Source organism: Homoserinibacter gongjuensis (assembly GCF_030161875.1).
GTDB lineage: Bacteria > Actinomycetota > Actinomycetes > Actinomycetales > Microbacteriaceae > Homoserinibacter > Homoserinibacter gongjuensis.
In genome coordinates this window covers 998,743-1,011,733 of sequence record NZ_BSVA01000001.1, presented here as the reverse complement: position 1 = coordinate 1,011,733, position 12,991 = coordinate 998,743, and the positions used below count along the sequence as shown (strand labels likewise).

7 protein-coding genes and 6 pseudogenes are annotated in these 12,991 nt (G+C 69.1%); 8 read left to right on the top strand and 5 right to left on the bottom strand.

The features are described from left to right. Nucleotides 1-79 precede the first annotated feature (79 nt). Both QQK29_RS05450 and dcd read left to right on the top strand, forming a co-directional pair. Nucleotides 80-685, top strand: a complete 606-nt coding sequence (locus QQK29_RS05450; RefSeq protein WP_284298455.1) for a hypothetical protein — start codon at nt 80-82, stop codon at nt 683-685. A 37-nt stretch (nt 686-722) separates the two neighbouring features. Continuing rightward, nucleotides 723-1,328, top strand: coding sequence for a dCTP deaminase (gene dcd, locus QQK29_RS05445; RefSeq protein WP_284298453.1), 606 nt, complete (start codon nt 723-725; stop codon nt 1,326-1,328). A 104-nt stretch (nt 1,329-1,432) separates the two neighbouring features. On the opposite strand, the gene idi is transcribed toward dcd, so the two are convergent. The 3 genes from idi to QQK29_RS05430 form a co-directional block, all read right to left on the bottom strand. Beyond that, the gene (idi, locus tag QQK29_RS05440) at nt 1,433-1,885 is read right to left on the bottom strand and encodes an isopentenyl-diphosphate Delta-isomerase (RefSeq protein ID WP_348533815.1); all 453 of its coding nucleotides are present in this window, start codon (nt 1,883-1,885) and stop codon (nt 1,433-1,435) included. 164 nt (nt 1,886-2,049) lie between these two features. Continuing rightward, nucleotides 2,050-2,415 carry a helix-turn-helix domain-containing protein gene (locus tag QQK29_RS05435; RefSeq protein WP_284298451.1) on the bottom strand — a complete coding sequence of 122 codons (366 nt, stop codon included), beginning with the start codon at nt 2,413-2,415 and terminating at the stop codon, nt 2,050-2,052. A 250-nt stretch (nt 2,416-2,665) separates the two neighbouring features. Continuing rightward, the gene (locus QQK29_RS05430; RefSeq protein WP_348533814.1) at nt 2,666-4,105 is read right to left on the bottom strand and encodes an MFS transporter; all 1,440 of its coding nucleotides are present in this window, start codon (nt 4,103-4,105) and stop codon (nt 2,666-2,668) included. 174 nt (nt 4,106-4,279) lie between these two features. Here QQK29_RS05430 and dnaK point away from each other — a divergent pair. The 5 genes and pseudogenes from dnaK (at nt 4,280) to QQK29_RS05410 (ending at nt 8,174) form a co-directional block, all read left to right on the top strand. Then, nucleotides 4,280-6,132, top strand: a pseudogene (dnaK, locus tag QQK29_RS05425) (molecular chaperone DnaK). A gap of 2 nt (nt 6,133-6,134) precedes the next feature. Then, nucleotides 6,135-6,425: pseudogene (locus tag QQK29_RS18495) on the top strand (hypothetical protein); the annotation flags it as partial. 92 nt (nt 6,426-6,517) lie between these two features. After that, nucleotides 6,518-6,661 (top strand): annotated as a pseudogene (locus QQK29_RS18490) (nucleotide exchange factor GrpE); the annotation flags it as partial. 99 nt (nt 6,662-6,760) lie between these two features. Next, nucleotides 6,761-7,731: pseudogene (locus QQK29_RS05415) on the top strand (DnaJ C-terminal domain-containing protein). Then, nucleotides 7,731-8,174 (top strand): heat shock protein transcriptional repressor HspR, encoded by a 444-nt coding sequence (locus tag QQK29_RS05410; protein ID WP_284301904.1) that lies wholly within the window; start codon nt 7,731-7,733, stop codon nt 8,172-8,174. Before QQK29_RS05415 ends, QQK29_RS05410 begins: the two are co-directional and overlap by 1 nt. On the opposite strand, the pseudogene QQK29_RS05405 reads toward QQK29_RS05410, so the two are convergent. Further along, nucleotides 8,171-8,562 (bottom strand): annotated as a pseudogene (locus QQK29_RS05405) (SHOCT domain-containing protein). The gene QQK29_RS05410 and the pseudogene QQK29_RS05405 overlap by 4 nt on opposite strands. 193 nt (nt 8,563-8,755) lie before the next feature. Here QQK29_RS05405 and QQK29_RS05400 point away from each other — a divergent pair. Further along, nucleotides 8,756-10,914: pseudogene (locus QQK29_RS05400) on the top strand (ATP-dependent Clp protease ATP-binding subunit). 75 nt (nt 10,915-10,989) lie between these two features. Here the strand turns inward: QQK29_RS05400 and acs are convergent. After that, on the bottom strand, nt 10,990-12,957 hold the full coding sequence (gene acs, locus QQK29_RS05395; RefSeq protein WP_284298447.1) for an acetate--CoA ligase: 1,968 nt from the start codon (nt 12,955-12,957) through the stop codon (nt 10,990-10,992). Nucleotides 12,958-12,991 lie beyond the last annotated feature (34 nt).

Genomic DNA, 12,991 nt, shown 5'->3' with positions numbered 1-12,991 from the left:
AGGGTCGCACGCGTTAGTCTGATGTCGCCCGCCGCGTCTTCGCCCCGGCATCTCCCACCAACGACACCTGAGGATTCTCATGCACACGCCCGTCCGCGCCGCCGCCGCGTCGATCGCCTTCGTCGCCGCCCTCTCCCTCATCGGCTGTGCCGGGCAGCCCGCGCCGGCCGGGGAAACGGACTCTGCGCCTCCCGCCGTGGAGGTCGACGAAGGGCTGCTGACGGTGGACCTCAGGATCGCCCGCTCGCTGCTCGACGCGCAGGGCACCATGAGCGACGAGGAGCTCGTGGCGGCCGCCGAGGACCGGGGCTTCTCCGCGACCGTCGACGGCGACACCGTTACCTACACGATGACCAAGGCGCAACGCGACGACATGCTCGATCAGATGCGCACGTCGGCTAGCGAGGCCGCAGACGAGCTCATCGCCGACGAGACCAACTCCATCACCGACATCGAGTTCGACGAGGGCATGACGTCGTACCGCATCTCGGTCGATGCCGCTCGCTACACCCAACTCGAGGCGCTCATCGCACTCGGCTTCTACATCCAGGGAGCCCTGTACCAGCAGTTCACGGGCGTCGATCCGGAGGATGCCGATGTGGCGGTGGACTTCGTCGACGACGCGACAGGTGAAGTCCTCAACACCGGCTCGTACCAGGAGATGCGCGCGAACCTCGCCGACTAGGCCCCGCGGCGATCCGGGCAGCCGATACGCTCGACCCATGCTGCTGAGCGACCGCGACATCGCCGCCGAACTCGACGCCGGGCGCATCGGGCTCTCCCCGCTGGACCGCGACATGATCCAGCCCTCGAGCATCGACGTGCGCCTCGATCGCTACTTCCGGCTCTTCGACAACCACAAGTACCCCTTCATCGATCCCGCCGAAGACCAGCCAGACCTCACCCACCTCATCGAGACCAAGCAGGGTGAGCCGTTCATCCTGCACCCCGGCGAGTTCGTGCTCGGCTCCACCTACGAGCTCGTCACTCTGCCTGACGACGTGGCAGCCCGCCTCGAGGGCAAGAGCTCGCTCGGCCGCCTCGGACTGCTCACCCACTCGACCGCCGGCTTTGTCGACCCCGGTTTTTCGGGTCACGTCACGCTCGAGCTCAGCAACGTCGCGACCCTGCCCATCAAGCTGTGGCCGGGCATGAAGATCGGCCAGCTGTGCTTCTTCCGCACGAGCTCGCCCGTGCTGAACGCCTACGGCTCGGGCGCCTACGCCAACCGCTACCAGGGGCAGCGCGGGCCGACGGCATCCCGCTCGTGGCAGAACTTCCACCGCACGGATGTCACCGTGACGGATGCGGGAGCTCCCGGGGCGTAGACGCTGCGGGTGGTGGTTTCGAGACGCGTACCGCCTGCGGCGGTGCGCTCCTCAACCAGCGAGTGGAGCGGGCGTTTCTCGGCCACCGGGGCGTAGGCGCTGCGTTACTTGTCGGCGGGCCAGGCCGCGAGCTGCAGCGAGAACCACGGGCTGAAGGCGAAGGGAGCTGCGGCCACCGCCATCCGCACCGACATCGGCTCGCCCCACACCCACTCGACGACCTCCGACTTCGCGGGCTTCGGGTCGCTGTCGATCACGGCGCGGAACACCGGGCAGATCTCGTTCTCGACGATGCCCTTCGCGTCCGCGGCGCGATAGCGGAAGTGCGGCAGCACGAGTTCGACCTCGTGCACGGGCACCCCGAGTTCCGCCTCGGCACGGCGCTGCACGGCGTCGAGCGCCGTCTCGCCGGGCGCCGGGTGGCCGCAGAAGCCGTTCGTCCACACGCCCGCGAAGGTGTCCTTGTCGAGGGCGCGCCGGGTCAGCAGCATGCGGCCGAGCCGGTTGAACACGTGGCACGAGAATGCGAAGTGCAGCGGCGTGTCGTAGCCATGCACCGTGGCCTTGGGCGCGGTGCCGACGGGCTTTCCTCGTCGTCGAGCAGCAGAACGAGGTCGGTGCCCTCGGGCGTGTTGGCGGGCGACATGGCCACAGACTAGCCGCCCGGATGCGGTTCAGCCGTCCCAGCCGAGGTTGCGCGCCATCCGCTCAAGCAGAGCGATCATCGTCTGCTCCTCCCCGGGGAAATGTCGGTGAGCACGCGGGTGCGCAGTTCGGCGACGGCGTCGAGGATGTGGTCGTGCGCCGCGCGCCCGCGCTCGGTGAGCCGATACGCATCCGCCGCCTCGACCCATCCGCTCTCCACGAGCTCGCCGAGCTGCTCGGCGGCCGTCGCGTCGTCGTCGTAGGCCGGAAGGTCGGCGAGCGTCTCGTCGAGTTGGTCGGCGGTGGCCGGGCTCTCGCCGAGCGCGGTCATGATGCGCCACTGCATGCGCGTGATGCCATGCTCCTCGAGCGCCCCGGCGAAGCCGCGCTCCACGAGGCGGTCGACGAGCGCGAGCCAGTAGGCGAGAGTCCGCGTCGACATGTGCCCACGCTAGCCCCGTGGGCGCCCCCGTCACGCATCATCCGCCTCCCGTCTATGTCGAAAATGCAGGAGAACCCGGGCGTGTCGTCGGTGGCCGGCCTTGAAGTACGGGGGTCGGCGTCGGCGACTCCTGCATTTTCGACATTGGGGCGCGGCGGATGCCGGATGCGGGTGCCGGATGCGGATGCCGGGTGCGGCGGGCGGGTGCGGCAGGGCGGGGCGGCGGGGGCGGCGGGGCCCGCGCCCCGGCTCAGGCGGCGCGCACGTGCTTCGGCAGGCGCACGAACAGCATGAGCACGAGGCCTGCCGCGAGGGTGAGCACGATGCCGAGCACACCGAACACGGTGGCCTGGAAGGCCACCACGAACAGGGTCCACAGCGACGACGAGATGGGGCTCGCGATGCGGCCGGTCGTCGCGTAGAGGCCGAACACCTGCCCCTCCTGCCCGGCCGGGGTGACGCGCGCGAGCAGCGAGCGGCTGGATGCCTGCGCCGGTCCGACGAAGATGCACAGCGCCAGGCCGAAGATCCAGAACACGACCTTGCCGGCGTCGTGCAGCACGAACACGGCCGTTCCCGAGACCACGAGCCCGACGAGCGCCGTCAGGATCACGGCCCGCGCGCCGAAGATGTCGTCGAAGCGTCCCGCGATGATGGTACTGACCCCCGCGACGAGGTTCGCGGCGATGCCGAAGGCCACCACCTCGAGGAACTCGAACCCGAACGACACGGATGCGATGACCGCCCCGAAGGTGAACACGGCACCCAGCCCGTCGCGGTACACGGCGCTCGCAAGCAGGAACCAGAACGTGGGACGCGAGCGGCGGAACAGGGCGACGATGTCGCGGAAGAGCACGACGTAGCTCGCGAAGAAGTTGACGCGCTTCGTGGGGGTCGTGTTCGGCAGCTCGGGCACGTTGAGCACGAACGGGATCACGAAGACAGTCGTCCAGATGGCGCAGCCGAGCGCGACGAGCCGGAACGGCAGGCCGTTCTCCTCGGGCAGGCCGAACCAGTTGGAGGCGTAGGCCACCACGACGATCACGAGTGCGACGATTCCGCCGATGTAGCCGAGCCCCCAGCCGAGGCCGCTCACGCGGCCCACGGTCTTGGGCGTCGCGACCTGCACGAGCATCGCGTTGTAGTTGACGCCCGCGAGCTCGCTGAACACCGTGCCGATCGCGATGAGCGTCACGCCGAGCACGAAGAACTGCGGGGCGCCCTGCACGAAGAAGAGCGACGCCATCGTGACGATGAGCACGCCCGTGTAGACGAGCAGCCAGAACTTGCGTCGCCCGCTGGCGTCGGCACGCTGGGCGAGCACGGGAGCGATGAGCGCGATGATGAGACCCGAGATGGTGGTGGCGAGCCCGAGTCCGCCCGCGAGGCCGGCGAGGGCTGCATCCTTCGCCGGGTCGCCCTTGGGCAGCGCGGCGAGCTCGGGCGAGAGGAAGACATCCGTGGTGAGGTAGAGCGCCGTGAAGACGAAGGTCAGGATGACCGAGTTGAATGGCTGGGTCGCCCAGTCCCACAGGGCCCACGACACGACCTGCTTGCGGGGGATGACGCGCCCCTCCTGCAGATCGAGCCCCATGGCGGCGATCGCGCCGGTGTCGGCCACCGTCGGCGGCGTGGGGGTGGTGGGACGAGGTGCAGGGGCCGCGGCGCCGTCGCCGTTCGGGTCGGTCATGCGGCAACCGTACTGTGACCTGGTGAACGGCGGGTAGCGCGCGCGGGCGTGCCGCCACGGCGACGGGTTGAGCCGAGCCGACTCAACCTTCTTGACAAGCCCCCGAGCGGGATGCAAACTTGATACGGCGCGGCTCAAGTCCGCGTGTCACGACAGTTTTCAAGGAGCACACACATGGCACGAGCAGTCGGAATCGACCTCGGCACCACCAACTCCGTCGTCTCGGTTCTCGAGGGCGGAGAGCCCACCGTCATCGCCAACGCCGAGGGCTTCCGCACGACCCCTCGATCGTCGCCTTCACGAAGGACGGCGAGGTGCTCGTCGGCGAGACCGCGAAGCGTCAGGCCGTCACCAACGTCGACCGCACCATCGCATCCGTCAAGCGCCACATGGGCACCGACTGGAAGGTCGAGATCGACGGCAAGAAGTACACGCCGCAGGAGATCTCGGCGCGCATCCTGCAGAAGCTCAAGCGCGACGCCGAGCAGTACCTCGGCGAGGACGTGACGGATGCCGTCATCACGGTTCCCGCGTACTTCAACGACGCCGAGCGCCAGGCCACCAAGGAGGCCGGTGAGATCGCGGGCCTCAACGTGCTGCGCATCATCAACGAGCCCACCGCGGCCGCCCTCGCCTACGGCCTCGACAAGGGCAAGGAAGACGAGCTCATCCTGGTCTTCGACCTCGGCGGCGGAACCTTCGACGTCTCGCTGCTCGAGGTGGGCAAGGACGACGACTTCTCCACGATCCAGGTGCGCGCCACCTCCGGCGACAACCGCCTCGGCGGTGACGACTGGGACCAGCGTGTCGTCGAGTGGCTCATCAAGAAGTTCAAGGACACCACGGGCGTCGACGTCTCCAAGGACAAGATCGCCCTCCAGCGCCTCAAGGAGGCCGCCGAGCAGGCCAAGAAGGAGCTCAGCTCGGGCATGTCCACGAGCATCCAGCTGCCCTACCTCTCGCTCACCGAGAACGGGCCGGCGAACCTCGACGAGACGCTCAGCCGCGCGCAGTTCGAGCAGATGACCTCCGACCTTCTCGACCGCACCAAGAAGCCGTTCGACGACGTCATCAAGGAGGCCGGCATCAAGGTCGCCGACATCGCGCACGTCGTGCTCGTCGGCGGTTCGACCCGCATGCCCGCCGTGACCGAGCTCGTGAAGAAGCTCACCGGGGGCAAGGAGCCCAACAAGTCGGTCAACCCGGATGAGGTGGTCGCCGTCGGCGCCGCCCTCCAGGCCGGCGTGCTGAAGGGCGAGCGCAAGGACGTGCTGCTCATCGACGTGACCCCGCTCAGCCTCGGCATCGAGACCAAGGGCGGCATCATGACGAAGCTCATCGAGCGCAACACAGCCATCCCGACCAAGCGCAGCGAGACCTTCACGACCGCAGACGACAACCAGCCGTCGGTCGCCATCCAGGTCTTCCAGGGCGAGCGCGAGTTCACGCGTGACAACAAGGCGCTCGGCACCTTCGAGCTCACCGGCATCGCGCCGGCGCCGCGCGGTGTGCCGCAGATCGAGGTGACCTTCGACATCGACGCCAACGGCATCGTGCACGTCTCGGCGAAGGACAAGGGCACCGGCAAGGAGCAGTCGATGACGATCACCGGCGGCTCGTCGCTGCCGAAGGACGACATCGACCGCATGGTGCGCGAGGCCGAGGAGCACGCCGCAGAAGACAAGGCCCGTCGCGAGGCGGCCGAGGTGCGCAACAACGCCGAGCAGCTCGTCTACTCGCTCGAGAAGCTCATCTCCGAGAACGAGGACAAGATCGCCGACCCCGTCAAGGACGAGGTGCGGGGCGACATCGAGTCGCTCAAGACGGCGCTTCAGGGTGAAGACGAGGCCGCGATCAAGGCGGCGTTCGACAAGCTCAACGAGTCCCAGACGAAGCTCGGCGAGGCCATCTACCAGGCCAGCACCGAGGCGGCGGAGGGCCCGAGCCCGACGAGCGGCACGACCGACGGTTCCGAAGAGGACGTCGTGGATGCCGAGATCGTCGACGACGAGGACGAGAAGAAGTAACGATGGCTGACAAGCACCGCGACGACCAGGACCCCGAGCGCGAGGAGCCCGCGATCCAGGACAAGCGGAAGATCGACCCGAAGACCGGAGAGCCGCGCGCGGAGACGCCCGCGGCCGACCGGGCGCCCGATGACGACGACCAACTGAGCGACGAGGATCTCGCGCTGCTGGCCGACGCCGAGAAGGATCTCGTGGCCGAATACCGTGAGATCGCGGCGCGGGCGCAGGCCGACCTGAAGAACTTCCGCACCCGGGTCGAGCGCGACCGCGCGGCCAACCGCGAGGCGGTCATCGCCGAGGTGATCCGCTCGTTCCTGCCCGTGATCGACGACCTCGATCTCGCGGACGCGCACGGTGACCTCGTCGAGGGCGCGCCCTCACGCTCATCTCCCAGAAGCTGCGGAGCGGGTTCGAGAAGTACGGCCTGCGACGCATCGGCGAGGTGGGCGAGGTCTTCGACCCGAACTTCCACGAGGCCGTCGTGCACGTGCCCGATCCCGAGGCCGAGGGCGAGACGATCCAGGACGTCATCCAGATCGGCTACGCCCTGGGCGACCGGCTGCTGCGTGCCGCCAAGGTCGCCGTGAGCTCACCCCCGCTAGCTGAACCGACACCCGAGAGGAGTCCGATGGCCAGCCAGGACTGGTTCGACAAGGACTTCTATGCCGTACTGGGCGTCGCGAAGGATGTCTCCGACGCCGAGCTGAAGAAGGTCTACCGCAAGCTCGCGCGGCAGTATCACCCGGACTCCAACCCGGGGGATGCCGCCGCCGAGTCGCGGTTCAAGGAGATCAGCGAGGCATACGCCGTACTCTCCGACCCCCAGGAGCGCGCCGAATACGACCAGCTGCGCGCCATGGGCTCCGGTGCTCGCTTCACCCCGGCGGTGCCGGTGGCTTCGAGGATGTCTTCGGAGGCATGTTCGGAGGCGGCGGCCCGGGCCGCGCCGGCTACAGCCAGGGCGGCTTCGAGGATCTGCTCGGCGGCATGTTCGGCTCCGGCCGCTTCGGCACACCGAGCGGCGGCTACCGCGGCTTCGGGGGCCCGACGCCCGGCGCCGACATCACCGCCACGACGACGCTCGACTTCCTCACGGCAATCCACGGCGACACCGTCACCCTGCAGCTGCCGGGCGGTAAGGCGACCAAGGTCAAGATCCCGGCGGGCGTCAAAGACGGCCAGAAGATCAAGCTGCGCGGCAAGGGTCAGCCGAGCCCCGACGGGGGCGAGCCGGGCGACCTCGTGCTGACCGTGTCGGTGCGACCTCATCCGGTATTCGAGCGCGACGGCCTCAATCTGCGGGTGGACGTGCCGGTCACCTTCAGCGAGGCGGCCCTCGGCGCCACGATCGAGGTGCCGACGCTCGACGGCGACCCGGTGCGCCTGCGGGTGGCCCCCGGCACCCCGAGCGGCCGGGTGCTGCGCGTGAAGGGCCGAGGCGTCGCGACCGCGAAGTCGACGGGCGACCTGCTCGCGACGGTGCACATCGTGGTGCCGAGCCACCTCTCGGGCGAGGCGAAGAAGAAGCTCGAGGAGTTCGCGGCATTGCTTCCCGCCGAGAATCCGCGAGACGAGCTCATCGCGAAGGCACGCGGATGATGGACGAGTCGACGCCCCTCTTCGCGATCGCCGTCGCGGCGGAGCTGGCCGGCATGCATCCGCAGACGCTGCGCCAGTACGACCGGCTCGGTCTCGTGCGCCCGCAGCGCACGGCCGGCCAGTCGCGCCGCTACTCGATGCGGGATGTCGTGCAGCTTCGCGAGATCGCGGGACTGACGGCCGAGGGCCTCAACCTGGAAGGCATCCGCCGAATCCTGGAGCTGGAGAACCAGGTGTCGGTGCTCAGCGCTCGCGTGCGCGAACTCGAGGCGGCGCTCGCCGACGAACTGCTCGCACGACCGGGCCGCCGTGTGTTCGCGGCCGGAAGCGAAGGCGAGGTCGTGTCGTTGCGCGCGGGAACCCGCGTGCGCAAGCAGAACCAGGTGGTCGTGTGGCGCCCGCTCGCCGCGGGGCGCGCGGCGGTATTCGGCGAGTCCGACTAGCGCAGGGCCTTCGCCTTGAGTGCCTCGTACTCCGAGGTGCTGATGGCGCCGGAATCCAGCAGGGCCTTCGCCTTCTGGATCTCGTCGGCGGCGCTCGGCGAGCCCCCGCTGCCTGGCGGATGTAGTCATCCGTCGCCCGCCGCGCTTCGGCTGCCGCCGCCGCGTTCCGCTCGGCCATGCCGCGACCTCGCGCGATGAGGTAGGCGAGCGCGGTGAGGAACGGCACGAAGATCAGGAAGATGATCCAGATCGCCTTGGCCCAGCCGGGGAGCCGATGGTCGCGGAACAGGTCGCCGATGATCGAGAAGATGGCGAAGAGGTAGGCGACGAACGCGAAGATCCAGAACATGCTCCACAGGAAGTCCCAGAACGTGCTGAGGTACGACATGGTGGTTCCTTTCGTCGGGCACGCTCTCGATGAGGTGCGTGAGACTCTTTCTACTCCTCGCGCCGCGGAACGTCACCCCCGTTCGGGGGTGGAGTCTCGCCCCGCATCCGCACGCGATCCGAGATCGCTCGTGCATTCGGCGCACCATCGCGCTAAAGTTGAGCCACCGCTACTCAAGTCTTGACGGAGAACCATGGCCAACATGCAGGGCGTCCCCTCCAGCCAGGAGGAGCCGAAGAGCGCTCTCGAGCAGTACGGCATCAACCTCACCGAGATCGCCAAGAGCGGCAAGCTCGACCCGGTGATCGGGCGGGATGCCGAGATCCGCCGCGTGAGTCAGGTGCTCACCCGCCGCACCAAGAACAACCCCGTGCTCATCGGAGAGCCCGGCGTCGGCAAGACCGCAGTCGTCGAGGGGCTCGCCCAGCGCATCGTCGCGGGCGACGTGGCCGACTCGCTCAAGGGCAAGCAGCTCGTCTCGCTCGACCTCGCGGCCCTCGTCGCGGGCGCCAAGTACCGAGGCGAGTTCGAGGAACGCCTCAAGGCCGTGCTCAAGGAGATCAACGACTCCGACGGCCAGATCATCACCTTCATCGACGAACTGCACACCCTCATGGGCGCGGGCGGCGGCGAGGGCTCGGTGGCCGCGGCCAACATGCTCAAGCCCATGCTCGCGCGCGGGAGCTGCGCATGATCGGCGCCACGACGCTCAACGAGTACCGCGAGTACATCGAAAAGGATGCGGCGCTCGAGCGGCGCTTCCAGCAGGTGTACGTCGGTGAGCCGTCGGTGGAGGACACCATCGCCATCCTGCGCGGCCTCAAGGAGCGCTACGAGGCTCACCACAAGGTCGCGATCGCCGACAGCGCGCTCGTGGCCGCCGCTACCCTCTCCAACCGCTACATCACGGCCCGCCAGCTGCCCGACAAGGCGATCGACCTCATCGACGAGGCGGCATCCCGACTCAAGATGGAGATCGACTCGAGCCCCGTCGAGATCGACGAGCTCAAGCGCGCCGTCGACCGCCTCAAGATCGAGGAGCTCGCCCTCAAGAAGGAGAAGGACCCGGCCTCGAAGGAGCGCCTCGAGAAGCTGCGCGCCGACATGGCCGTGAAGGAGCAGCAGCTCGACGCGCTGCAGACCCGCTGGCAGGCCGAGAAGAGCACCCTGCACAGCGTGGGCGATCTCAAGTCGCGCCTCAACGACGCGCGCATCGAACTCGACCGCGCGATGCGCGAACAGCGCTACCAGGACGCCTCCAAGCTCAACTACGAGACCATCCCGGCGATCGAGCAGCAGCTGCTGCAGGCCGAGGCGATCGAGCAGCAGGGCCCCCGCATGGTCAACGACCAGGTGACCGACGAAGACATCGCCGCCGTCGTCGCCGCGTGGACCGGCATCCCCGTCGACAAGCTGCGGCAGGGCGAGACCGAGAAGCTGCTGGGCCTCGAGAACGAGCTCGGAAAGCGCCTCATCGGCCAGCGGGATGCCGTGCGAGCTGTGTCGGAGGCCGTGCGTCGTTCGCGGGCGGGCATCTCCGACCCCGACCGTCCCACCGGCTCGTTCCTCTTCCTCGGCCCCACGGGCGTCGGCAAGACGGAGCTCGCGAAGGCGCTCGCGGCCTACCTCTTCGACGACGAGAAGGCCCTCGTGCGCATCGACATGTCGGAGTACGGCGAGAAGTTCGCGGTGTCGCGGCTCGTCGGCGCCCCTCCCGGCTACATCGGCTACGAGCAGGGCGGCCAGCTCACCGAGGCCGTGCGCCGTCGTCCCTACTCGGTGATCCTGCTCGACGAGGTCGAGAAGGCGCACCCCGAGGTGTTCGACGTGCTGCTGCAGGTGCTCGACGACGGGCGCCTCACCGATGGCCAGGGGCGCACGGTCGACTTCCGCAACACGATCCTCATCCTCACCTCCAACCTCGGCAGCCAGGTGCTCGTGGACCGCGATCTCAGCTGGGAGAAGAAGCAGGCGGCCGTGCAGGACCTCGTGCGGCAGGCCTTCAAGCCCGAGTTCGTGAACCGACTCGACGACATCGTCGTCTTCGCCCCGCTCTCGGAGGCCGACCTCGGCCAGATCGTGTCGCTCTACGTCGACCGTCTGGAGAAGCGCCTCGATGAGCGCCGCCTGCAGCTCGCCGTCACCCCAGATGCGCGTGCCTGGCTCGCGGAGCGCGGCTACGACCCGATCTACGGGGCGCGTCCACTTCGCCGCCTCATGCAGCACGAGATCGACGACCGCCTCGCGAGGGCGCTGCTCGGAGGCGAGATCCGCGACGGCGACACCGTGCGGGTCGACCTCGACCCGAGCGGCGACGCGCTCGCGGTGACCCGGTTCGAGGAGGGCGACTGAGCGCCGCGCTGCCGCGCCCGTCAGCTGGTTGAGGAGCGCCGGGCCGTAGGCCCGACGCGTCTCGAAACCCCGCTGCTACCGCAGGAGCGCTGCGATGCGCGCCGGCGCCTCCGGCTCCTGCAGGCTCGTCGTGTCACCAAGCGGGCGGCCGTCGACGATGTCGCGCAGCAGGCGGCGCATGATCTTGCCCGAGCGGGTCTTCGGCAGCTCGGGCACGAGATGGATGTCGCGCGGCTTCGCCACCGGACCGATCGCGGTGGCGACGTGGGCGCGCAGCTCGGCCACGGCATCCGGGCCCGCCTCGCGTGCGGGGATCACGAAGGCAACGATCGCCTCGCCCGTCACGGGGTCGTGTGCCCCCGTGACGCCCGCCTCCCCGACGAGTGGATGCGCCACGAGCGCGGACTCGATCTCGATCGTCGAGAGGCGGTGGCCCGAGACGTTGATGACATCGTCGACCCGGCCGAGCAGCCACACGTCGCCGTCGGCGTCGACCTTGGCCCCGTCGCCGGAGAAGAAGTAGCCGCGATCGGCGAAGCGTCGCCAGTAGGAGTCGAGGTAGCGCTGCGGGTCGCCCCACACGGTGCGGGCGAGGGCCGGGAAGGGTTCGGGAATCACGAGATAGCCGCCTGCGCCCGGCGCGACCTCCTCGCCGCGCTCGTCGACCACGAGGGTGCGCAGGCCGGGGAGCGCGCGGGTGGCCGAGCCGGGTTTGATGTGCGAGAGGCCCGGGATGGGCGCCATGATCGCCGCGCCCGTCTCCGACTGCCACCAGGTGTCGACGATAGGCGCGCGGCCGCCCCCGAACTGCTCGCGGAACCACACCCACGCCTCGGGATTGATGGCCTCGCCGACCGAGCCGAGCAGCCGGATGCTGCGCAGATCGAACGTCGTGGGCACGCCATCCGGGAACCACGTCATGAAGGTGCGCACGAGGGTCGGGGCCGTGTAGTACGTGGTGACGCCGTAGCGCTCGATGATCTCGAGGTGCCGGGTGCGGCGCGGGGTGTCGGGGGTGCCCTCGTAGATCACCTGCGTCGTCGCGTTGCTGAGCGGACCGTAGAGCTCGTAGCTGTGCGCCGTCACCCACGCCAGATCGGCGGTGCACCAGTGCACGTCGTCGGGTTTCGCGTCGAACGCGGCCCAGTGGCTCCAGCTCACCTGCGTGAGGTAGCCGCCGCTCGTGTGCACGAGGCCCTTCGGCTTCCCGGTCGTGCCGGAGGTGTAGATGATGAAGAGCGGCGTCTCGGCGGGGAACGCCTGCGCGTCATGGGTGTCGGGTTGACGCTCGACGAGCTCGTGCCACCACACGTCGCGCCCGGGCGTCCAGGGGATGTCGTCGCCCGTGCGGCGCACCACGAGCACGTGCTGCACGTGGTCGAGTCCGGCGACCGCCGCATCCGCGTTCTCCTTCACCGGCACGGCGCCGCCACGACGGAACTGCCCGTCGCTCGTCACGAGCAGCTTCGCGCCCGTGTCCTCCACCCGAAAGCGCAGCGCCTCGGCCGAGAACCCGCCGAACACGAGCGAGTGGATCGCCCCGAGTCGGGCGACAGCGAGTGTCACGACGACCGTCTCGAGCAGCACCGGCAGGTAGATGACGACCCGGTCGCCCGCGCGGATGCCGAGCTCGGTGAGCGCGTTGGCCGCCTTCGCGACCTCCCGCTGCAGCTCGGCGAAGGTGAGGCTGCGGGTATCGCCCGGCTCGCCCTCCCAGTGGAAGGCGACCTTGTCGCCGAGTCCCGCATCCACGTGCCGGTCGACGCAGTTCACGGCCACATTGAGGGTGCCGTCGGCGAACCACTCGGCGCGCGGCGGCCGCAGCGTGCCGTCGGGGGCCAGGGCCGGCGTCCAGTCGAGCGCGCGCGTGAACGGGGTGTGCCAGGTGAGACGGCGGGCGGCATCAGTCCAGAACGCGACCGGGTCGGCGGCGGCACGGTCCCACGCATCCGCGTCGACATTCGCGTTCGCAGTGAGCTCGGCGGGCGGCGGGTAGACCCGCGACTCGACGAGCAGTTCGTGGATGGGGGCGTCGCGGGTCACCCGACCGACGCTAAGCGCGTCTCGCGCCCGCGCC